We start from the raw sequence: 19,275 nt of genomic DNA, 5'->3' as shown, positions 1-19,275 counted from the left end.
TTTCTCGCTATATATTTTTGGTATCTCTATCATCAATAGAATTAGATAAGCTATCATACAACACTTGTGCATTAGTACCATTGCCTCAGCAGCGATTCCTCTGACCCCTCAAATCAAAATCCCCAAGCCGAAGTGGTAGTTTCTTTTCGGTGCTACTGGGATCTCGAAGTTTAAGTCTAGAGCCTAATTATGGGATCCCCTTATTAAGGGCAGGTCAACATAAGGTTGATCTGCCTTTAGGGGTTTTTTGGGTTAGGTTTGACTTCCGTGACCCGCCAGCTCAGTTTAAAATTCAGATAAAAGTTCCAAAACACGACAATGCCAATGGCAATCAGGTTGGCCAGTAGATAATGGATGCCGAGATATTCACTCAGCAGGATCAACAGAAAAGAGTTGAGCAACAAGCCAATCAGACAAATGACATTAAACTTGACCAGTCGTTTCAGTCGGTTCAATGCACCGGGTTGCAGCTTGGTGACACTGCGAAACGTCCATAGATCATTCCAAAGAAAGTTGTTCAAAATAGCAACTTCCGAGGAAATCAGCTTGCTGGCCATCAGTCCCCAGCCTAAATTGCTGGGATCATGCAAAAAGTAGAGCAGAATCATATCTACAAAGGTGCCCGAGAGCCCAACAGTGCTAAAGCGCAGGAAGGATCCCAGAGGGCCAAGGGAAAGGCGCAGGTGGATCAGGTGTTGTAGATATTGAATGCAGGTTCGCAGTTGGATTTTGCTCTCGCCATTTTGACGCTCCTGAAACACATAACCGACTTCTTCAATGGTTCCAACTCGGCCCCGAGCCAGCACCTCGATCAGCAGTTTGTAGCCTTTGGGGTTGAGCGGGATCCCGGCAATAGATTTACGCCGAACCAGAAATAACCCACTCAAGGGATCCGAAACACGCCCTAAAACCCCAGGCAGTATGGCCAGCCCGATCAGTTGTGCCCCTCGGGAAATAATGCGCCGACCCAAGCTCCAGTAGCTGACTCCACCCGATTCTGCATAGCGGCTGCCCACTGCCAAGTCTGCTCCCCTTTGCATGGGCTGCCACAACTTGAGAATCATCTCCGGTGGATGCTGCAAGTCCCCATCGATCACCCCCAAAACCTCTCCTTGGGAAACCTGCCAACCTCGCAAAACGGCAGTGGCCAATCCCCGTTCCTGTTGGCGGCAAATGACTTTGAGTTGCGGCAACTGGCCTTGTAACTCCTGGGCCACCTTGGCTGTGTGATCCGGGCTGTTGTCATCCACCACAATCAGCTCATAGGCCCCCGGCAAGACCGTATCCAGGGATCCACACAACTGACTGATCAGGCTTTGGATACTGGAAGCCTCATTGTAGGTGGGGATCACCAGCGAGAGTTGGATAGGACTGGGGTGGGATAGGGGCGGGATCTGGATGGGGGTTACCAAGGCAGTTGGAGCCGTCAATGAAGCAGAAGCAGCATTAGGCATTCAGTAGGCCATCCGAGAAAAGGCAAATTGAATTGAGGATCCTGAAGTGATCCCCTAGAAGACAGGCGTACTCAATCTCAGTAAAGAGCACCGACCTGATTCGCAATAGATCCCCTATCGTACCGATGGATGGCCTCCAGAGCTAGACATTTCTCCACCTACTCAGGCCATTCTCAGAGGGAGCTTGCCGTCAAAGGGATCCCGTTGAAGGGGTGATCAGGACCGGGAACTCGGCACGGGTAGAAGAGTTAGTAGAAGAGTTATCAGAAAGGGGAGGGGTAGGGGTTGAGGTGGGATAAGGGATCCGCTCGTGGTTAGATTCCCGCCAAACCTCCACAAAAGCCTCCGCCACCACCTCCAGATCTTCTAGAGTCAGCCCACTATCGGCTAGCTGGCCATCTTGCCAACGGGCCTTTGCGATCTTTTGCACCGTTGCCCTAGCTCGTTCCATCACTTCAGAACCAAATCCATCGCTCAAGGTCATGCTGCGCAGGGCCGCTTCACAGGCATCTGCCATCATCACCACCCCGGTCTCTTTGCTTTGCGGAATGGGGCCATCGTAGCGGAAGGGTTCTTGCGGCACCGGTTGATCCCCAGCTTTGAGTTGGGCTTGGTGATAAAAATAGGCGATCAGGATTGTGCCCTGGTGCTCAGGAATAAAAGCTCGGACAGCCGTGGGCAGGTTGTATTGCTTGGCTAGGCGGAGGCCATCGCTGACATGGGCCTTGATGATCTGAGCGCTGCGATAGGGATCGTCCAGTTGGGTGTGCGGGTTGAGGCTACCCATCTGGTTCTCGATAAAGTAGCGGGCCTGCAGCATTTTGCCGATGTCGTGGTAGAGGGTGCCGGTACGCACCAGCTCCACATTCAGGTTCAACTTTTGGGCGGCCCGTTCGGCCAAAGTGGCCACAAAAAGGGTGTGTTGAAAGGTGCCAGGGGCTTCTGCCGCCAGTCGGCGCAAGAGAGTCCGGTTCGGGTTGCCCAATTCCAGCAGACGAATCGGGGTCACCAAGTCGAATAGGCGCTCCAGGTAGGGGCTGGCTCCCAGGGCGACAATGCTCCACCCCAAGCTGGTTCCTCCCGCCAAAGCCATCGCCAGGAGATCGATCCCCCCGGTTGTCGCCAAGCTAACCGCTCCATAAGCCAGCATTTGAACCAGAGCTGCCCCACCCCCTAAGAGGGCCAACTCCTCTCGAGAACGAGAACGCCCTGCCAAAGCACAGGCCACGACACTGCCGGAGAGCAAGGGGGCAAAAGCAAGCAAGCTAGCGGGCGCCACCAGGGGCAACAACAACGCTTGCCCGACCACCACCACCAAACCCAGTCCCGCCCCATAGAAACTGCCCAGCAACAGCCCCACCGCCGGGAGGGAACTGAATTCCAGCTTGAACAAAGCCGCCAAAAGCGGAGCCGTGAGAGAAACCATCAGGATCAACACCCGATCCCGTCGGCGCAGATCCGGTTTCAAGCGTTTTTGCAAGGGCACAAAGATGGCTAAGCCCATGCCCATCAGCCCGGCTACTCCCACCAAACCCCAGATATTGACTCCGCGCTGGGTTAGCCCGAAGTGATCCAGAACCAAGAAGATCTCAGGGGTGATGGTTTGATTCGCCCGCACGATCACCTGATTTTCCGTCACAGAGATCAAGACAGGTTCCACTTTTTCAATTTCGGCACGAATGCGTTGGTCGGTGCGTTGCGGATCCACCTCTACATTCGGGGTCAGCACTTGGTTCAGCCACTGGTAGACCAGCGCTTGCAGTTCTTGCCGTTGGGCGGCATTGCCGGGAAAGGTTAAATCGTCCAGTTGGGCTTGGATCCCTTCGGCACGGACTTCGCGGGGTAACCCATCGACAATGCCGATCTTTTGGATGCGTTCCAAGACACGGCGGCTCTGCTGTTGGAGCTGTTGCCAATCGGGATCCACGAGGTTGAGAACGGTGGCTGGGGTCGGGGGAGTGAGCTGTTCTAACTGCAGTAAAGCAGCTTGGTACTGTCGTTGCGCAGCTTCCACCTGAGCGACCAATTGAGTGTAGGGATCCTCTGCCGGAGTCAGGGTCGCTGAACCATCCAACCAGGCCCGTTGCCAAACTTCGATTAATTCTTGTTTGGCCCGTTGCTCAGGAGGGAGTTGATCCGGACGCTCCGCTGGGTTGGCATCCTCTTGTAACCGCAGGGTGGAAGTACGAGTACGAATGGCCTCTTGTCGGGCCCGATCCTGAAGCGGTTCCCAGTCTTCAGGGGCGAGCTGGCGGAGATAGATTTGGGTGGGCAAAGACAGCAACTGTACAGAAACATAGGGCAGGGATCCCGCCTGTTGTCGCACCGCCTCCACAGAAGCCCAGAGAGCTTCCAAATCCTGCTGCATTTTGTCGTTGGCACTGCTGCTGAGCTGGAGCGCTTGTACCACCCGTCGTCGCGCCTCCACTTGTCGGGCTTGAGTGGCTTCCACATCTTCAATTTCTGCAGCAGCAGGCGCCAAAAAGGTTTGTGGGGAACGGCTGCCGATAGTCAGTTGCGGTTCGTTGTAGTAACGGATCCCGTGGACGGCAGTCAGGGAAAGAAGCGTTAGGGTATACCCTGCCAATCGACCCGAGAGCGTAGGCTTTTTGCGGCCATTACTGGAGAGGGATCCCGTCTGTTGCCAGGGGCGCCAGGGGCGACTTGTTCTGTGGGGCAAGTGTTCCACCACAGCTGTAAGTAAGTGTTTCATGGCGTTGTCCCAGGCTAAATCTTTCTCTTTTCTATCCCCTTTTGGCAGAAACAACCCAAACCCCCTGGATTGGCGAACCGAAGTGGAGCCTTGAGGGAACGGATTCAAGTTGATTTGGGTAAGTATAAATGCTTAAGCAGGAATGTTCAATCGCTAATGGTGATATGCCCCAGCATGCCCGCTTCTGCATGTCCAGGGATGGTACAAACCAGAGAATAGACTCCAGATTTGAGCGGAATAAATTGCCATTCCACCGATGCCCCTGGCTTCAGCTCAATTTCCCGAATTTGCCCTTTGATTTCTACACCGGCCACTTCCAATTTGCGAGTCCAGACGGCATCTGCAAAATCTTTGGCGGTGAAATAGTGCTTCAATTGACTGGGGTTGCTCAGATGCAGACGGTACAGGGATCCATTGCGAAAAGTGAGATCCTTGGGCACAAACACCAACTGGCTATCGGCAGTCCCCAGTTGAATGGATTGGTCTTGGGGGGGTTGTTTAGACAGATCCCGAGCGGCAGCCGTGTCCGGCATCCCTGCCCAGAGCATAAGTAGGCATACCCCCAGCAGTAGGCTGCGATAAACCCAACTCAACATGGCAAGGCAAACAACATGGAATACAGACAGATAAACAGTGTTTAGCAAGATTGAGAACCTGTCCCCAGTTTAGTCAGAAGGGATCCCGTTGCGGCCAGAGTTGGGTGGAAACTTTCTTGCCGACGAGCTGGGCGAGAGGCTTTGGGGTTCAGATCCCTTGATCCCGATGGAACAGCACCACCGGTTGTTCAGCCCCGATTGTTTCCACCGCAACAGCAGCGGCATACCCGGCTCCAACCTCTAGGGAGAGAGTGGCCCAAGCGTGCTCCTCTTGGAGAGTAAAAACGGGATCCGGATCCCTGGCCAGGGTTTTGTATCCTGCTAGGCCGGTGCCGATGGCTTTTAGCAGAGCCTCCTTCTGCGTCCAGATTTGAAAAAATAGGGGATCCCGCTCACAATCTGGGCAGTGAGCCAAATCAGCTTGTTCAGCAGCGGAAAAATAGCGTTGGGCAATCGCTTGCCAACGGGGCACAGGCCGAATCCATTCCAAATCCACACCAATCCGATGCCTGAGTATCAGGGCAATCAAGATCCGCTCATGGGAATGGCTGAGGTTGAATTGAATAGATTGAATCGGCTGAGGCGGATCCCTCCAATAGGGTTTACCTCTGGGACTGTGCTCGATCCGAATCGATGCCGGTGGCAGGCCGCTATACTGGCTGAGCAGCATTCTTAGGAACAACCGACTGGCCAGAAACCGTCGCCGATCCGCTTCCGATTGCAGGCGCTCTGCTTTGTTCTGCTCCTCTGGCGATAGGATTCCAACTTGCGGCAGCAACTCCTCCAGAGGGGGAACCCCCCGCAACCACACCTGAGCCACCCGGTCTGATAGGGGGGGGTTGGGTAGCACTTCCCTAACCCCGGATGCCGCTATCCAAGTCGGTGGGAATGACATAGTGCTGTAGAACCCAGAACAGAACCAAAACCGGCCCAACCGAGATCAGGGATCCCGCCGCGATCAACCGCCAATCGGCAGAAAAAGCACTGGCCAAATTCGCTACCCCCAAGGGCAAGGTGTAGAGATTCGGGTCATCCAGCAGCAGCAACGGCCAGAGGAAATCCCCCCACATGGCGACAAAGGTAAAAACCGCTAAGGTGATCAAGGCGGGCCGTACTGCTGGGATCATCACATGCCACCAGATCCCCCAGAGGGAGCAGCCATCGATGCGAGCTGCATCCTCCAATTCCCGCGGGATCCCTGCAAATGCCTGCCGCAGCAAGAAAATCCCAAACGCCGAAGCTGCATAGGGCAGGATCAACCCCACATAGGAATTGCGCAACCCCCACTGCACACTCAGTACGTAGAGGGGGATCATCGTGATCTGGAAAGGGATCATACTGGTGCCGATCAACAGCCAAAACAACAGTTGCCGCCCGCGAAAGGTCATCCGTGCCAAAGGGTAGGCCGCCCAAGAACACACCCAGAGATTCATCAATACCGTTATCCCAGCCACCAGTAGGCTGTTGAAGGTATAGCGCCAAAAGGGATTTTCTCGCCAAACCCGCTCAAACGCTTGCAGCGTCGGTTGAGCCGGGATCCAGCGGGGTGGGTAGGCAAAGATGTTTTCCTGGGGTGACTTGAGGGCTGTGCTCAGCAACCAGAGCAAAGGGGCCAAGATGAGAATGGCCAGGGATCCCAGCAACCCATATAGCAACCCATCCATCAGCCTGACCTTACCCCATCTGAGGGCCGAACTTTCAGGCTGCCGCTTAAATTCAGGAGAACGAAACAGAGGCATTGGATTTAAGGAATAACTGGGGAGCCAGAACCCAAAGGGAGGAGACGAGCCCCCCTTTCACCCATTGGTAGCTAAGCTAACATCCTCCCTACGACTAGAAGCCAGGGGGTTCCTCCTTCATCCAGCCGACTTGTCCAGTCGTAAAGGATCCCAAAAACCCGGCAGCTCCCCAAAAAACTGGCGGGATAATACAGCTAACGGAATGTTCAGCAGCGGAGGCACCGCAGATGACTTCAGTCGAGCGTGCCCAGTGGCTCAAAACTCAAACCCTATTCCAAGCCTTGTCACTGGAGAGTTTGCTGCCTCTGGCAGAGCAGATGCAGGAGCGCCCCTTTCGGCAAGGTCAGGCTTTGGCAGAAGCTGGAACGGTGCCAGACGGGATCCAAATTGTGCTGCAGGGGCGTCTGGACTCTGTCCCGCTGACGGGACGGGAAGAAGGAGATCCCTTGTTGAGTTTGTTGCCGGGATCCGTGATTGGTTTGGCGGAGGTGCTGGCGGAGCAGCCCTTGTCCCGGAGTGTGATTGCTCTTTCGGATGGGAACATAGGTTGGATCCCGGCGGCGGTGGTGCGGGCTTGGGCGGCGGAGTATCCGCAGGTGGCAAGCTGGCTGTCTAACCGAGGGGAAGCCCAGGAATTGGCAGAAGCCCTGGCCCAGATGACCGCTCGCCTTACCTACGAACAAGAACGGCAGGTGGCTTTGCGCCCCTATTTGGTGCCGAAGGTGGAGCGGGGCATCGTCGGCCCCAGTCGGTATGCGGTGCGGTTGCGCCAACAGGTGAAAGAAGCAGCCCACAGCCGCAAACCGATTTTAATTTTTGGGGAACCGGGTCTAGAAAAAGACAACATTGCCGCTTTGATCCACTTTGGATCCCCCTACCGTCGTCAACCGATGATCAAGCTGGATTGCAGCGCCCTGCAGGCCAGTGGAGCGGATTTGTTCGGGCGGGCAGGCGGAAAACCGGGATTGCTGGAATGGCTAGGAGAAGGCACCCTACTTCTGAACAATATCCAAGAGTTGCCCACCGAGTTGATGCCCAAGATCCTACAGCTTTTGGAGACGGGATCCTACACGCCGGTACAACGGGGAGAGGGTGAACTGGCAGTGGCTCCTCGCCCTTATCGCTGTCGAATTCTCATGGTATCGGAACGGGTGATTCCCGCCCTAGAACCCTGGGTAACCGCCATCAAGGTGCCGCCACTGCGGGTGCGTAAAGCCGATATCAAAGCCAAGGCCGACTATTTTCTCAGCCTCTACAGCCGTCGCCGTGGGATCCCGAAACCCCGCCTCACCCCGGAAGCGCTGCGTCGCTTGCAAAGCTACGACTACCCCGGCAACTCCCGGGAACTGCGCAATTTGATTGAGCGGGCGGTGGTTCAGGCGGCAGGGGCACCGGTGCTGAACGAAGAGGTGTTTTGGGCGCCTCAACCCCGCGGTAAGCAGTTTCGTCTTAACCTACTCAATGCCTATCCTGCCCTGCGGAAGTTTCTGCGCAGCCCTTGGTGGACGGATCGCCTCAACTACGGCTTGGTGCTGCCCCTGTATACGCTGGTAGTGTTTCTGCTGTTTTGGGGGCCGCAGGATCGCGCCCACAACATCGGCCTGAACCTGTTTTGGGCCTGGTGGTGGCCGTTGGTGCTGCTGGTGTTTCCGGTTTTGGGGCGAGTGTGGTGTGCGGTCTGTCCCTTCATGATCTACGGGGAACTGGTGCAGAGGGTGTCCTTGTGGGTCTGGCCACGGCAACTGGGGAAATGGCCCCGACCATGGGCGGAGCGCTGGGGGGGATGGGTTTTATTTACCGGCTTTGGCCTAATTTTTCTCTGGGAAGAACTTTGGGATTTGCCGAATACGGCCTATTTATCGGCGTGGTTGCTGTTGTTAATTACCGGCGGGGCGGTGGTGTGCTCGCTGTTGTTTGAACGGCGCTTTTGGTGTCGGTATCTCTGCCCGATTGGGGGCATGAACGGCCTCTACGCCAAACTGGCCATCACCGAGCTGCGGGCGCAGCAGGGTACCTGTTCGGCAGAATGTACCACCTACCAGTGCTACAAAGGTGGCCCCCAAAAGGGGGAGGGTATGGAAACGGGGGGCTGTCCTCTGTACTCCCATCCGGCCCAACTGCAGGAGAACAAAGACTGCGTCCTCTGCATGACCTGTCTCAAGGCTTGCCCGCACCGCTCGGTGGAGTTTAACTTGCGCCCGCCAGGGATCGAGTTGTGGACAACCCATACCCCCCGCCTTCCTGAAGTGGCCTTGCTGTTACTGCTGCTGGGGGGGATTTACCTCCATTGTTTGCCGCAGTTGCTAGTCTGGCTTGAGCAGGTGTGGGGAGTAAGCTGGGATTTGCAAGCCTTTTGGCCGCATCTGGGGGCTTCGCTGCTGGCGCTTGGGATCCCCAGTCTTGTCCCGGTTTTGGCTTATGGATTGACTGGGCTGTGGCAAAGAAAGCGGAAGGGGCAGCGGCGCTTTGCCGAGATAATCTACGGCTATTTGCCTCTCGTGCTAGGAGGAACCCTGGCTTTTTACTGGCCCCTCTTTCTGACAGAGGCCGGGCAGATCCTGCCAGTAACTTGGGCAACCTTTGGCCAGACGGGATCCGCCCTACCGACTTGGATCGCTCATCCAGCCGTGATTGACTTTTTGCAGGGATCCACCTTGATCCTGGCCTTGGTGCTCTCCTGGGTGTTGATCCAAAAAATAGCCCGGCAAGGTTGGCAGTGGCCCTCCCATTTGGGAGCCTTGGTCTTAACCGTCAGTTTATGGCAGGTGCTGGGGGTATAAGCCCCCCTCTCTCCCCCTGAGCTGAGCAGTTCAGGAGACTAAGGCAAGGGATCCCAGGTATCCTGGCGGCGTAGGGTGGCCTGTTTGAGCTGAGTCAGGTTGGCGGATCCCGTACAGAAGGCGGCAATGCGCAACTCCTCGATCACTGCTTGAAACGCCTCGATCACCGTTTGCTCTTGTTGCTCTTGGGCCCCACAAACCGCTTGCAGGGCAGGGGCGGCCATCCCCACCAGATCGGCCCCCAACCGAATGGCTTTGGCAACATCAATGCCATTGCGAATGCCGCCGCTAGCCACCAAGGGCAAATGGGGCAACTGACGGCGAATCTCCAGCAGCGCTAGAGCGGTCGGGATCCCCCAACCGACAAAGGCATGGGCGATGCGCTTGCGCAGCGGATCTGGCTGCCGATGAGCCTCCACTTCGCTCCAACTGGTGCCACCCGCCCCCGCCACATCCAACACGGCTACCCCGCACTCCGCCAACTGCCGCGCCACCGTGGCACTCAGGCCATTCCCCACTTCCTTCACCACCACCGGCACCGGCGACTGGGCCACCAACCGCTCAATGCGACCGTACAACCCGCGCCAATCGGGATCCCCGTGGGGTTGCACCGCCTCTTGCAGGGGGTTGAGGTGCAGGATCAGCCCATCCGCCTCGATCATCTCCACCGCCCGCCGCGCCTGATCCAACCCATAGCCATAGTTCAGCTGGACTGCTCCCAGGTTGGCCAGCAGAAGAATATCAGGGGCGACCTTGCGGACCTGGTAGGTCCAGGCCAGTTCCGGGTGTTCTAGGGCAGCCCGCTGGGATCCCACTCCCATCGCAATCCCCAGGTGTTGGGCGGCGGCGGCTAAATGTAAATTAATCTCATGGGCGGAGCCGGTTCCTCCGGTCATGCTGCTGATCAGGAGGGGAGCCTGCAGCCGTTTACCTAAAAAAGTGCTGCTCAAGTCAATCTGCTCCAGGTGTAACTCCGGCAGAGCGATGTGCTCAAAGAAAAATCGTTCAAACCCGGTGCGGATCCCTTTGGCGGAGACATCCTGCTGTAAAACAATGTCCAGATGATCCTGCTTACGCTCGGAAATGGGAACAGGGGAATTAGGAGGCAAATGGGTCATGGGGTATGGCGGACAGGCACTCCACTTTACCAGCATTGCTCCCGGTTAGGGGGCTGTCTATGATGTGGGCAGGATGAAAGGGATAGCCAGGGCATGTCTTTGCTGGGGCACATCAGGCTATTTTCGTCCAAAATGGGCGTTTTCGCCGTGTTCTGGGTCAGCCAACTTTCTTCTTCTCTCCCCCCTGAGGACGGCCATGCAACACCTACAAATCTTGGTGGCAGAGGGCAATCCTCACCTGCGCAGCCTGTTGTGTTGGCATCTGCAGCAGGCGGGGCACCAGGTTTGTGAAGTCGATACGATCCGCCAGGCAAAAGCTCTGCTGCAACAGCAACTCATTCACCTGATGATTTTGGATGCAGAGCTATCCAACCGGGCTGGGTTGCAACTGTGCCATTGGGCCCATCGTCATTGTGATCTGTTGATTCTGTTGCTCTCTCAACGGGGATCCGAAGCAGACATCATCGCCGGACTGGAAGCAGGAGCTGATCACTACTTAACCAAGCCCCTCAGTATGCAACTGCTGGATGCCCATATTCAGGCCCTGGCCCGTCGGTTTCGTCGCACTGTTCCGCCCACCTTTTTGCAGTATGGGGAGCTGAAAATCGACTTGGTTCAACGGCGCGTTACCTTGGCCGGTGAAGGGATCGACCTCACCCCACAGGAATTTAGTTTGTTGATGGTACTGGCCCAAGCCAACGGGGATCCGGTCTCCCGCATGGAGCTGTTGGAGCGAGCTTGGCCGGATTCCACTGATAACCCGCGCACCGTTGATACCCACATTCTCTCGTTGCGCAAAAAACTGGAACGGGATCCCCGTCAACCCAGTCTGATCCAGACGGTACGCAGTGTCGGTTACTGCTTTGGATGGGAGCGCACTTCCTCAGAGCCTCCACCCACACCTGCCAGAGCGACGGTTTCTTCCGCTTCTTCAAGTATCTCTGCCCCAGCTAAACCCAACCCGTGAGCCCAGTCAGCGCCAGGGATCCCAGTGCTCGTGAAAGTGTCCCTCCAAAATGGCCGCTCGCATTTTGCGGGTATAGGTCATCAGCTCCGATACATTGTGAATGGAAAGTAGGGTGTAACCCAGGATCTCCTGGGCTCGAATCAGGTGGCAGAGGTAAGCCCGACTGAAGTTCCGGCAGGTATAACAGGTGCATTCCGGGTCAATCGGCTCTAGGCTGCGGCGATGTTCGGCATTTTTGATATTCCAGCGGCGACCGCGGCTGATGACGGTGCCATGCCGGGCGTAGCGAGTAGGGATCACACAATCAAACAGATCCACCCCTGCCGCCACTGCAGCGCGCATCTCCTCGTAGGTTCCTACCCCCATCAGGTAGCGCGGTCGATCCGCTGGCAAATAGGGGGCAGTCTGGCGCACAATGGACTGAATTAGGTCGGTCGGTTCTCCGACACTGACCCCCCCAATGGCATAGCCAGGTAGATCAAACTGGCGAATCGCTTCGGCAGAACGGCGGCGCAACTCCGGATAAACGCCCCCCTGGGCAATGCCAAACAGCGCCTGGTCAGGGCGATGATGGGCTTCTACGCAGCGCTTCAGCCATTGACTGGTGCGGGATACTGCCTCTTCCACCGCTTCAGCACTGGCGGGGTAAGGGGGGCACTCGTCAAAAGCCATGATCACATCTGCGCCGAGGGCATTTTGAATCTGAATCGACAGCTCTGGAGTGAAGTGGATGGTACGGCCATCGTGTGGCGAACGAAAAGTAACCCCTTGGTCGTCGATCTGACGGATATCGCTGAGACTAAACACCTGAAAACCACCGGAATCGGTGAGAATTGGCCCCGACCAGCCCATAAAGCGGTGTAGCCCTCCTGCTTCTTGGATAATGCTTTCTCCCGGTTGTAGGTGCAGGTGATAGGTATTGCTGAGGATGATATGGGCACCTGTGTCCTTCAGTTGGGCGGGGGTGAGGGTTTTCACGTTGGCCAGCGTACCCACCGGCATAAAGCAGGGGGTCGGGATCCCGCCGTGGGGGGTGGTGAAGTATCCGGCACGGGCTTGGGTATGGGGGCAGGTGCCTTCGCAGGTAAAGGTAAATGCAGCCAAAGTCAGGGTTGTATCTCAAGCATGCGCAGCAGAGCTTAGCACAGTTGAGGCTAGGAGCGCGGGATCCTACTTTAGATATTTCCTAAACTGTTCCCTTTTTCGCAAACGCCAGATAGCCCTTGACAGGGATCCCTGTTCTTCGGCAGACTTGTAGATCGCCGCGGAACTGGCGGAATGGTAGACGCGCTAGATTCAGGTTCTAGTGGCAGCAATGCCTTCGGGGTTCAAGTCCCCGGTTCCGCACTAGACTAGATAAATGATGGTAAATTACATTACAAAGTCAACAAGAAAGTTAGCAAGATAGCCAGCTGGTCTACCACCCATAAGCTGAGCCAATCTCTCACTGAGATAATTCACTGAGATAATGAAGACCCCGACAAACAAGCCTCTAGTTCCGTCACAGCACGGATTTAAGTTGGCAAAACTAGGGGCCAGTAACTTGTGGCTCATGGCCATGCCCCTAAGCTTGAACCAATAAATTAAGCTAAATTTTCAACTCCCCCTCAATTTGGTTAAGCTTAATCCGGGCTAGGGCTAAGTTACTCTTCTCGCGATCCAGAGCCAGGTAGAAAAACAACCCGTTAACAGTTTTAATGAGTCGAATTAAGTGATATTGATGGGTTAGAATAATTAGAATCTCTTCGATCTCAGTATTCATTTTCAGGGCTTCCGCGGTACGCATCTTGGCACGGATTACCTCTGTATTACCTGCTACGGCTAGCTCCAGATTGGCTGCGGGAAAGAGGGGGGTATCAGTGCCCTTGAACCCCAAACACATTCCACTTTTCCAATCCCCCAAAGCCACCCCCAAAGCTCCATCGATGGCTAATGCCTGGGTTAGACTATCTTCGATCTTCTGCATGGTAGTGCTCTCTTTGAAAAACCTGATGGAATGAATCTGATCGTGGGCCAGCAGAAGTATGAATCCCACCGTTTAATACACAAGGGCGGCACGTGAAGATTATTTCTTCAGATGTCTCTTCAGAAGCTAAGGAACCTCAGATTAAGTTACAAGGTCTTCACACTCCTGGACATCCGTAAAAACACGGAATGTTTTACAAGACTAAACAATATTGACGCTGTCAATATAGAGAATTTTTTGAAGATGGATTGATTCACTTCTATGGACTCTCTATGGACTTGGCCCTCTTTAGGTTTTTTGCGCCAACACCAGACTTCAGGATACCCACTTTCTCTGGGCTAGATTAAAGCCAAACAAGAGTTCTCAGGTAACTCCCTAGCCATATTTCCGGGGATGGCGCTCCCCTTTTGGGCGAAGGGATCCCACTGTTTGGGACCTCATGCTGGGGACAGTGTTGTTCCCATGAGGTCTGGGTATGGATGCGCTGAATCCTTTGGTTGGGTTTTCCAAGGCTCTGGCGGATGTGGTGCAACAGGCGTCCCCGGCTGTTGTTTCAATTTTTGGTCGCCATCACTTTCCCTCCTCCGGGATTCATTGGCAGTCGGATATTGTGTTGACCGCCCAACATAGCCTGGAGCGAGAGGAAGACATTCCGGTACGGTTGGCCAACGGGCAAACCCCCACAGCACGGGTGATCGGGCGGGATCCCGGCAGTGATTTGGCGGTTTTGAAGTTGGAGGTGTCTTCGGGGAGCGCAGGAGGGCAGGCATTTTCTCCCTTGCCGGTGGCAAATCTGGACAACCTAAGCGTGGGATCCCTGGCAATTGCCCTAGCTCGTTTGGGAGAAAAAGGGGTATCCGCCAGTGTGGGGGTGGTGGGATCCCTGTTGGAAGGCTGGCCGACTCGACGCGGCCCTCGCATTGAACGGGTGATTCGCCCCGATATTCGCCTTTACCCTGGGTTCTCTGGAGGACCATTGTTGGATCCCTTGGGGCATTGGATTGGTATGAATACCTCCCGCCTAGGTCGGCGGCTGGACTTTACGAAAAGCAGCGTAAAGCCCCCGGTTTCTAACCGGGGGATATAAGCGCACAGGCTGAATTTATTCAGCAACAGAAATAGTACATACAATAGTCCCCATGAAACGGGTCACCACCACACTCAAGCTCAAGTTTCTTGACCTCAATGTGGTCAAAGCAGAGATGTTTGCCCAGACGGTTTGTGCGACAACCGAACTGGCAAACGAACTGCTCCGCATCAGTCCGAAGGAGCGGAGGGCATTAACAACCGCCAAAGTGGTGACACCACTCAAGTCGGCCCTCTCCAACCAGGTGATTCGTGTCCTGAAGGGGAAAGCCGGCCAGCGGGTCAAACACTTCAAAGTGTTCTGGCCAGAGGTCAACAACCAAAACTGGAAGCTGCACAAAGTAGGTAGCACCTACTCGGTGAGTTTTCCCACGATTCAGGGTGACAAGCGGGTTCCCCTTGAGGTTGGCAGTTCCTACTATGCTGAACGTCTCGAACGTCTTTTAGCTGAGCGGGACTGTGAGCGAGGGACTCTAAAACTGATGCAAATACGTGGGGTTTGGTATGCTGTTCTGTCTATCACTTGGGAAGTTCCCGAAGTGAAGAGTACGGAGCGACTGGGTGTTGACCGGGGGCAGAACCGTTTGGCAGTGGCGGCCACCCGCTGGGGTCGGGCGGTGTTTTTTGGGGGTGGAGAGGTAGCTCACCGTCGTCGTCGTTTCCAGAAGCGTCGCGCCCAGTTGCAACAGGCGGGTAAATACCGAGCACTCAAGCGACTGGAGTGCAAAGAAGCTCGTTGGATGAGGGCGGTCAACCACACCGTTAGCCGCCGCATTGTGCGGTTTGCCAAGGCGGTGAATGCGGATGTGTGGATGGAAGACCTATCGGGTATTCGCCAATCCAGACAGAGCCAGAAGGCGCGTTCGGATGCCGGGAAATCGCGCCATACCTGGTCGTACTACGACCTGGAGTGGAAGGTTGCCTACAAGCTGGAAATGGCGGGTAGGACGCTGCACAAGCGTCCGGCTGCCTACACATCCAAAATCGACCATAGGACAGGATTGATTGGGAAAAGGAGTGGGCATCTGTTCACTGGGCAGGACGGGTATTGCTGTGATGCCGACTGGAACGCGGCTATGAACCTAGCCCAGTGGGACGGATTCTCATGTCCTCTGAGTCTAAAAGAAGCCGTATCTGTAATGGGTGCGGTTGGCTCAGGGGATGGGGTACTTGGCAATCCCCTGAACTCCATGAATACTCCACAGCTTCAAGCTGTGGGGGGCTAGAAGGGAGAATCCCCCGGTTTCTAACCGGGGGAGTGTCAATAACTCGGGAAGCCACTGGGGAAGAAATTCGACAGGCGGTTCAGGCGGCAGTAGCGGGTTTGCTGGTGATTCATCCGGATCATCTGCGCGGATCCATCACCCTTTCCCCGACTTCCACCGGACACTCTGGGGAAACTCCCCCCCAACTCACCCCACGAGAGATCGAGGTCTTAAACCTGCTGGCGGAGGGATCCGGCAACAAAACCATCGCCAAGCAACTGCACATTTCTGAGCACACCGTCAAATTTCACATCACCTCGTTGTTCAATAAACTGGGAGCCACCAGCCGCACCGAAGCCGTCACCGCTGGCATCAAGTTGGGGCTGATCTGGCTCTAGAGAGGGATTGCGACCTTCAGAATTTCTTATCGGTGTAAATGCCATAGGCGATTGCGGCCTCCGTTGCCCCCATCTGCAAACACCACCCGACCATAGCCAAGAAAATGGGGATAAGGCTGGCTACCCCTGGCCAAAGCGGTAACTCCATACAGGTAAGCCCCTGAGGTGGTGGGAGTGGAAATGGGGCGTAACCCTAGAGTAACTATGGTGCCGGGAGGAAGGGCGGGCAAAAACTGAATGTGCAATTCCGATCCTCGAATCTCGGATTGAATTGGAACTGGCAGGGCTTCCGAGTGCCAGCTCTCTCCCAGTACAGCGGTGATTCGCTCAGAGTTAATCCGCAACACTTCCAGATTTTGGCTTTGGTCAATCACCAAGCTTTGTAAAGGTTCTCCGGCCTCCTGCGGCACCTGAACGGTGATTTGTAGAGTTGCTCCCCGAGTATGGGTTTGGCGTGGGCTGACGGCAGTTTTGAGCAGACGGGGTACTTGTTGAAAATAGGTGGTGCCATCGGCTGTTTGAATCGCAAAAGCTGGGGATCCGCTCAACCCCAGCGCTGCCCACAGGAGGATCCCCATTCGTTTCATTGGCGCTTCCTTTCATGAATTTGGATGGATGTGGATTGAATGTCCATGCTGTCACGTTTAGGCCGGTAAAATTGTGACTGTGCTCCGCACCACCTAAAGGGTTAACGTGCTATTCACGAGGCGGAGGATCACAGGGATCCCATACGCTGGTCGGGTAACTGGAAGTGCGGTTCCGGTCACAAGCAGTAGGCTCAGTATGTCCGATGAAGAGACCCAAGCAGGGATAATGCAGGCTGACGGAACAAACCTACCGTTCGCCGATGTGATTGTGATTGGGGCTGGAGTCGCTGGTTTGGTCTGTGCCAGGCAACTGTTGCGGGCAGGGTTGCAGGTTTTGGTGCTGGAGAAATCGGCAGGTTTGGGTGGACGCATGGCCACGCGCCGGGTTGAACATGCCGGACAAACGGTGCCGGTGGATCACGGGGCACAATACCTGACTGCCGATTCCGATGGTCTCAACCGCTGGGTGAAAGAGCTGCTGTCGCTGGGATTGCTGACCGAATGGACGCGCTCGCTGCACCTGCTGGATGCAGATGGGTTGCACCCGGAGGATCCCAATGATGAAAAGCCGCGCTACATCTGCCCTCAGGGCATGTCAGCTCTGGCTAAGCACATGGCAACTCCACTCCAGGTGCATCGGCAAACCCGTGTGGTCAGCCTAAAACCCCTGGAGAAAGCCTGGCAGATCAGCACAGATAATGGCTGTGTTTATCAGGCAGCGTCTCTGGTGGTGGCCATTCCGGCCCCGCAAATGTTACCCCTGCTGGAAGAGGCCCTCCCCTCTACAAGCAATCTGCTCTCCTTGCTGGGATACGCTGAATACTTATCCTGTATCGCGGTGTTGGCGGGCTATGGGGAAGGAATACCACTGCCGGACTGGAAAGGGATTAAATGCCTGGGGGATCCCTTGATGGTCTGGCTAGGGTTGGACAGCAGCAAACGTTCGGAATCGATGCCGCCGGTGATAGTGGTCCATGGGGGGCCGGAGTGGTCGTCTTTGTATCTGGAGGCTACCCCATCCGAGCTGGAGCAAGCCGGGCGAGACTTGTTGGCCCATGCCGCCAAACGGGTTCAACCTGAGTTAGCCACACCGGAATGGATGCAGGTGCACCGCTGGCGCTACTCTCTACCTGTTGAAACCATGGGGCTGGCCAGCCTGGGAACCCGTGTTTCCGCCTCGGACGCTGTCGGGTTGCCACTGGTCTGTGCTGGAGATTGGTGTGCGGGGGGCCGTATAGAAGGGGCTTGGCTATCAGGGCAAGATGCCGCGCAAAAATTGTTGGAAATGCTCGGGATCCCCTTACCGGCTCGCTTCGGGGCTTTGTAGGCTGTCGCTACTGACCACAGGGAGCCGCAAGCCAAAGGTACGGGCAGGGTCAAATTGCTGACGAAGTTTGTCCATGAGGATCCCGGTGGGGCCAAGGTCTTGGGCAAGGGCTGCTTTTAACGGGGGTGGAGCTTCCAGCAGCGTGAGAAAACCACCAGCCGACTTTAAGTGCTGTTGCAGTTGTTCTAGGGATCCCCCTTCTGGGTTGACTACCCAAGCTCGTCCCAGGCCACAGCCCCGGTGCAGTTGCACCCAACAGCCGGGAAAAAGGGCTTGAAACTGTTGCAAAATCCCGAGGCTCCGGTTGGGCAAACAGCCGAATTTCATCAGCACAGTTTCTGAACGAGTTGAACTGGGCTGTAAAGTCATCAAACCCCGCCCCACTTCGGTTGTCGCTGCTAACCCTTCTTTGACTTCTTCCTGCCAATGGAGGGCCTCACCCAGAAATCGCGTTTGGGCCATCTGCTCGGCAATGACCCGCTCTGAGCCATGAAAGAGGATCGCTACATACGGTTCGCCCCCATCCAGCCCCAGGTCCAACCCAACCGGGCTGACCTTGGCCCGCAAAAGCTGCTGACAGAACTCCTCCAACACCATCAGGGATCCCGTCCCCCTGAGGCAACCCTGTGCCGCCGGGAGAGGATAAAGCCGCAAGCTCACCTGGGTCACGATGCCCAAACTGCCCAGGGATCCGGTGAACAGCTTCATCAGGTCGTATCCCGCCACATTTTTCACCACCCGTCCGCCGGCTTTGGCCACTTCCCCATCCGCGCGCACAAAGGTGATCCCCAAAATTAAGTCCCGGATCCCGCCATAGCGCTGTCGCAGGGAACCCGTATCGGCTGTGGCGAGGATCCCGCCCAAGGTGGCCCAGTCGGGGTACAGGGGATCCACCGGCCACCATTGCCCTTTTTCCGCCAGGATCCGCTGCAATTCCATGAGGGGCATGCCCGCCTCCACAGTGACGGTGAGGTCGGCAGCCGCATGGTTGATTAAGCGATGCAAACCCCGCGTGCTGACGAGCAGATCCACAGAACCCGTCGGATTGCCCCAGCTCAACTTACTGCCGTTCCCCGCCACCCACAGGGTCTGTCCTAAGTGGCTTTCTGAGTGCTCTTTTAGGATCTCAGCCAGTTCAGCAACCGTGGAGGGAGCCTCGATTTTGGGCGGATGGGGCTGGTTGGCCAGAAACGCCGCCAGATGAGGAGAAAGGGACATGGAGAGAAGCTAAGGGAGAAGTGAAATGAGAGGAACTGCCGCCCCCAAATAACCCACCTGTTTGTGCCAAGGGGAGGGATCCCTTTCGCGGTAGGGCAGTCAACCTTCAGCTTCTCACGAC

General features: G+C 55.8%; 16 protein-coding genes and 1 tRNA gene. 7 read left to right on the top strand and 10 right to left on the bottom strand.

What is annotated here, in order from left to right; genetic code table 11:
* Positions 1-236: 236 nt before the first annotated feature.
* The 5 genes from JX360_RS08915 to JX360_RS08895 all read right to left on the bottom strand — a co-directional run bounded on the left by JX360_RS08915 (position 237) and on the right by JX360_RS08895 (position 6,427).
* Positions 237-1,454, bottom strand: a complete 1,218-nt coding sequence (locus JX360_RS08915; RefSeq protein ID WP_244350302.1) for a glycosyltransferase — start codon at positions 1,452-1,454, stop codon at positions 237-239.
* 190 nt (positions 1,455-1,644) lie between these two features.
* Positions 1,645-4,167 carry an HD family phosphohydrolase gene (locus JX360_RS08910; RefSeq protein ID WP_244350301.1) on the bottom strand — a complete coding sequence of 841 codons (2,523 nt, stop codon included), beginning with the start codon at positions 4,165-4,167 and terminating at the stop codon, positions 1,645-1,647.
* A 146-nt stretch (positions 4,168-4,313) separates the two neighbouring features.
* Positions 4,314-4,763, bottom strand: coding sequence for a sulfocyanin-like copper-binding protein (locus tag JX360_RS08905; protein ID WP_244350300.1), 450 nt, complete (start codon positions 4,761-4,763; stop codon positions 4,314-4,316).
* A 148-nt stretch (positions 4,764-4,911) separates the two neighbouring features.
* Positions 4,912-5,613: a 4'-phosphopantetheinyl transferase family protein gene (locus tag JX360_RS08900; protein WP_244350299.1), complete on the bottom strand. Its 702-nt coding sequence runs from the start codon at positions 5,611-5,613 to the stop codon at positions 4,912-4,914.
* Between the two features lie 4 nt (positions 5,614-5,617).
* Complete coding sequence (locus JX360_RS08895) at positions 5,618-6,427, bottom strand: carbohydrate ABC transporter permease (protein WP_244350298.1); 810 nt, start codon at positions 6,425-6,427, stop codon at positions 5,618-5,620.
* Positions 6,428-6,729: 302 nt separating this feature from the next.
* Between JX360_RS08895 and JX360_RS08890 the strand changes: the two genes are divergently transcribed.
* The gene (locus tag JX360_RS08890) at positions 6,730-9,282 is read left to right on the top strand and encodes an AAA-type ATPase lid domain-containing protein (RefSeq protein WP_244350297.1); all 2,553 of its coding nucleotides are present in this window, start codon (positions 6,730-6,732) and stop codon (positions 9,280-9,282) included.
* 38 nt (positions 9,283-9,320) lie between these two features.
* Here the strand turns inward: JX360_RS08890 and fni are convergent, their stop codons facing one another.
* A complete protein-coding gene (fni, locus tag JX360_RS08885; protein WP_244350312.1) occupies positions 9,321-10,400 on the bottom strand; it encodes a type 2 isopentenyl-diphosphate Delta-isomerase in 1,080 nt (359 codons plus the stop codon).
* Between the two features lie 196 nt (positions 10,401-10,596).
* Between fni and JX360_RS08880 the strand changes: the two genes are divergently transcribed.
* Positions 10,597-11,367, top strand: a complete 771-nt coding sequence (locus tag JX360_RS08880) for a response regulator transcription factor (RefSeq protein ID WP_244350296.1) — start codon at positions 10,597-10,599, stop codon at positions 11,365-11,367.
* A 6-nt stretch (positions 11,368-11,373) separates the two neighbouring features.
* Here the strand turns inward: JX360_RS08880 and tgt are convergent, their stop codons facing one another.
* The gene (gene tgt, locus JX360_RS08875) at positions 11,374-12,471 is read right to left on the bottom strand and encodes a tRNA guanosine(34) transglycosylase Tgt (RefSeq protein WP_244350295.1); all 1,098 of its coding nucleotides are present in this window, start codon (positions 12,469-12,471) and stop codon (positions 11,374-11,376) included.
* Positions 12,472-12,631: 160 nt separating this feature from the next.
* Here tgt and JX360_RS08870 point away from each other — a divergent pair.
* Positions 12,632-12,714: transfer RNA gene (locus JX360_RS08870), tRNA-Leu, on the top strand.
* A 241-nt stretch (positions 12,715-12,955) separates the two neighbouring features.
* Here the strand turns inward: JX360_RS08870 and JX360_RS08865 are convergent.
* The gene (locus JX360_RS08865; RefSeq protein WP_244350294.1) at positions 12,956-13,333 is read right to left on the bottom strand and encodes a hypothetical protein; all 378 of its coding nucleotides are present in this window, start codon (positions 13,331-13,333) and stop codon (positions 12,956-12,958) included.
* A gap of 475 nt (positions 13,334-13,808) precedes the next feature.
* On the opposite strand from JX360_RS08865, the gene JX360_RS08860 reads away from it, so the two are divergent.
* From JX360_RS08860 to JX360_RS08850, 3 genes are read left to right on the top strand one after another with little or no spacing between them, the layout of a single operon-like run.
* Complete coding sequence (locus JX360_RS08860; protein WP_244350293.1) at positions 13,809-14,420, top strand: S1C family serine protease; 612 nt, start codon at positions 13,809-13,811, stop codon at positions 14,418-14,420.
* A gap of 52 nt (positions 14,421-14,472) precedes the next feature.
* The gene (locus JX360_RS08855; protein WP_244350292.1) at positions 14,473-15,645 is read left to right on the top strand and encodes an RNA-guided endonuclease TnpB family protein; all 1,173 of its coding nucleotides are present in this window, start codon (positions 14,473-14,475) and stop codon (positions 15,643-15,645) included.
* A gap of 32 nt (positions 15,646-15,677) precedes the next feature.
* Complete coding sequence (locus tag JX360_RS08850) at positions 15,678-16,022, top strand: response regulator transcription factor (protein ID WP_244350291.1); 345 nt, start codon at positions 15,678-15,680, stop codon at positions 16,020-16,022.
* 26 nt (positions 16,023-16,048) lie between these two features.
* On the opposite strand, the gene JX360_RS08845 is transcribed toward JX360_RS08850, so the two are convergent.
* Complete coding sequence (locus tag JX360_RS08845; RefSeq protein WP_244350290.1) at positions 16,049-16,609, bottom strand: DUF2808 domain-containing protein; 561 nt, start codon at positions 16,607-16,609, stop codon at positions 16,049-16,051.
* Between the two features lie 196 nt (positions 16,610-16,805).
* Here JX360_RS08845 and JX360_RS08840 point away from each other — a divergent pair, with 196 nt between their 5' ends.
* The gene (locus JX360_RS08840) at positions 16,806-17,936 is read left to right on the top strand and encodes an NAD(P)/FAD-dependent oxidoreductase (RefSeq protein WP_244350289.1); all 1,131 of its coding nucleotides are present in this window, start codon (positions 16,806-16,808) and stop codon (positions 17,934-17,936) included.
* On the opposite strand, the gene JX360_RS08835 is transcribed toward JX360_RS08840, so the two are convergent.
* Positions 17,910-19,154 (bottom strand): FAD-binding oxidoreductase, encoded by a 1,245-nt coding sequence (locus tag JX360_RS08835; protein WP_244350288.1) that lies wholly within the window; start codon positions 19,152-19,154, stop codon positions 17,910-17,912. The genes JX360_RS08840 and JX360_RS08835 overlap by 27 nt on opposite strands.
* Positions 19,155-19,275 lie beyond the last annotated feature (121 nt).

The organism is Thermostichus vulcanus str. 'Rupite', assembly GCF_022848905.1.
In the GTDB taxonomy this organism is placed as follows: domain Bacteria; phylum Cyanobacteriota; class Cyanobacteriia; order Thermostichales; family Thermostichaceae; genus Thermostichus; species Thermostichus vulcanus_A.
The sequence above is the reverse complement of the archived record's forward strand: the minus strand, read 5'-3'. Positions and strand labels throughout refer to the sequence as shown.

Excerpts from the sequence above, each read along its gene's own strand:
- fni (WP_244350312.1), bottom strand. The coding sequence starts at position 10,400 with ATGACCCATTTGCCTCCTAATTCCCCTGTTCCCATTTCCGAGCGTAAG.
- JX360_RS08845 (WP_244350290.1), bottom strand. The coding sequence starts at position 16,609 with ATGAAACGAATGGGGATCCTCCTGTGGGCAGCGCTGGGGTTGAGCGGA.
- JX360_RS08865 (WP_244350294.1), bottom strand. The coding sequence starts at position 13,333 with ATGCAGAAGATCGAAGATAGTCTAACCCAGGCATTAGCCATCGATGGA.
- JX360_RS08860 (WP_244350293.1), top strand. The coding sequence starts at position 13,809 with ATGGATGCGCTGAATCCTTTGGTTGGGTTTTCCAAGGCTCTGGCGGAT.
- JX360_RS08915 (WP_244350302.1), bottom strand. The coding sequence starts at position 1,454 with ATGCCTAATGCTGCTTCTGCTTCATTGACGGCTCCAACTGCCTTGGTA.
- JX360_RS08835 (WP_244350288.1), bottom strand. The coding sequence starts at position 19,154 with ATGTCCCTTTCTCCTCATCTGGCGGCGTTTCTGGCCAACCAGCCCCAT.
- JX360_RS08905 (WP_244350300.1), bottom strand. The coding sequence starts at position 4,763 with ATGTTGAGTTGGGTTTATCGCAGCCTACTGCTGGGGGTATGCCTACTT.
- JX360_RS08910 (WP_244350301.1), bottom strand. The coding sequence starts at position 4,167 with ATGAAACACTTACTTACAGCTGTGGTGGAACACTTGCCCCACAGAACA.
- JX360_RS08890 (WP_244350297.1), top strand. The coding sequence starts at position 6,730 with ATGACTTCAGTCGAGCGTGCCCAGTGGCTCAAAACTCAAACCCTATTC.
- JX360_RS08840 (WP_244350289.1), top strand. The coding sequence starts at position 16,806 with ATGTCCGATGAAGAGACCCAAGCAGGGATAATGCAGGCTGACGGAACA.
- JX360_RS08855 (WP_244350292.1), top strand. The coding sequence starts at position 14,473 with ATGAAACGGGTCACCACCACACTCAAGCTCAAGTTTCTTGACCTCAAT.
- JX360_RS08895 (WP_244350298.1), bottom strand. The coding sequence starts at position 6,427 with ATGGATGGGTTGCTATATGGGTTGCTGGGATCCCTGGCCATTCTCATC.
- JX360_RS08880 (WP_244350296.1), top strand. The coding sequence starts at position 10,597 with ATGCAACACCTACAAATCTTGGTGGCAGAGGGCAATCCTCACCTGCGC.